Origin of the sequence: Shewanella sp. SR44-4 (assembly GCF_014163715.1) — a bacterium.
In the GTDB taxonomy this organism is placed as follows: Bacteria; Pseudomonadota; Gammaproteobacteria; order Enterobacterales; family Shewanellaceae; genus Shewanella.
Genome location: NZ_JACJDU010000105.1, coordinates 1 through 1,880, shown reverse-complemented (window position 1 = coordinate 1,880; position 1,880 = coordinate 1). Strand labels below are relative to the sequence as shown.

1 protein-coding gene is annotated in these 1,880 nt (G+C 43.8%); it reads right to left on the bottom strand.

What is annotated here, in order from left to right:
- Positions 1-283: 283 nt before the first annotated feature.
- The gene (gene tnpC, locus H5125_RS21560) at positions 284-1,765 is read right to left on the bottom strand and encodes an IS66 family transposase (protein WP_182745473.1); all 1,482 of its coding nucleotides are present in this window, start codon (positions 1,763-1,765) and stop codon (positions 284-286) included.
- Positions 1,766-1,880: the final 115 nt, after the last annotated feature.

The following is a 1,880-nucleotide window of genomic DNA, read 5'->3' as shown; positions in this document are numbered from 1 at the left end:
TACCCATTCGATTGCAAATTACTATTATCCAATAGAATGGGTTTTATCAATTAGTGACTCTTTTGGGCTGGGCGAGATTACGAACATTTTACGAACAGACTCAGTATATTTTTCAAACTACATTTGCTCATAACTTTTTCTCTTCATGAATGATTGGAAGTGATTCTATATTTAAATCATTCATTGTGAGTAAAAAGCGCACACTCATGCTGTTGACCTGCTCTTTTGGATGTATATAAGCGCATTACCGGCATAAATTTCGTAACCGTCTAGCGAACCACACCTACTGTTTAAAATTCCAGGGTAACAGGCTGTCGATATCAGGAGCTGGTTTACACAGTTCATCAAGGCAAACCATGATGTAATCAAATGGGATTAGACCATTTATTTTGGCGGTTTCCACAATGCTGTAAAGGGTGGCACTTGCATGTGCACCGTTAGCCGTTTGGCTAAATAACCAATTTTTTCGGCCTATCACAAACGGTTTTACCGCGCGTTCAGCTCTATTATTATCGATGCTGAGTCGTCCATCATCGACATACCGAATGAGCTTGTGCCATTGATTAGCCAGGTAATTAGCCGCCTCAATCAGTTTGGTATTGCCCACTAAATTTAGCTGGTTCTGCTCAAGCCAATTTTTTAGCTTGTCCAGTATAGGCACACTGGCTTGTTGTCTTGTCGTGTATTTATCATCCGCACTTTTATCTTTAACGCGTGACTCAACGCCGTACAGTTTTTGGATAAGGCTCAATACCACATCCGCTTTGCCGGTTTTATTTTTCCCTTGCAGCTTTTTCGCGTCGATAAATTTACGACGAGCATGAGCCCAACAGCCGATTAAGGTTGCCTCTGTTTTGGCATAGGCCTGATAACCATCCACGTGTAAATACCCGTGATATCCATCAAGATAATTAACCACGCAGGCGGCCGCGCGACTATTGCGGAAGTCGTAAAGCACGATATTAGGGATAGGATTATTCGGGTCTGGTGAATCTCGACCTGAGCAATACACCCACATGTAGCTGTTCACTTTATCGGATTTCACCACCTTTAATGGCGTTTCATCGGCAAACAACGTGGGCTGCTTTAACAGCTCGGCTTTAAGTCGCTCAACTAGTGGCGCGAAGAGTGCAGCGGATTTGTCTATCCAGCTGCTCATGGTCTGGCGACTGAGCTCAATACCGTATTGCTTGAACATGGCTTCCTGGCGATAAAGCGGTAACCCATATTGGTATTTACTGGTGATAAGCTGACTGAGCAAACTGCTTGTTGCAATGCCTTTGTTGATGGGCATGGCAGGCATTGAGGCTTGCTTTATCTGTGTTTGAGTTGAGGATTTATCACAGTGACGGCAGGCGTACTTAGGCCGAATGTGCTCAATCACTTTGATTTGAGCGGGAATAAACTCAAGCTTTTCTGACTTATCTTCACCCATTTTATGTAGCTCACCGCCACAACAATCACAGGTTTTATCTGCTATATCGTGAATAACCTGCTCTCGGGGTAAGTCTTTTGGTAGTGGCTTTCGCACCGGCTTTTTACGGGTGTAGCTAATGGATTGTTGCTCTGCCTCAACTTCCTCAACAATCTCTTCCACTTCATTAAACAGCTCGCCTTGCCCTACAAAGCCTTCAGCACTTTTGCCGAATTGTTTTTGTTGGGCCAAGCGCCAGCGCTCTTCCAAGGCTGCGATTTGTGCATCCTTCTGCGCTAACAGTTTTTCAAGTTCAGCAATACGCTGTTGAAGGGCGAGTACATTTTTCATGAAGCCTATTTTAAGGCATAACAAAAGGCTTTCCAGTGCTAACTGAACGTCTTTTGATGATCATCAATCGATCGCCATATCTTTTGAATAATTAAAGCACTTGCTTACCTGCGAC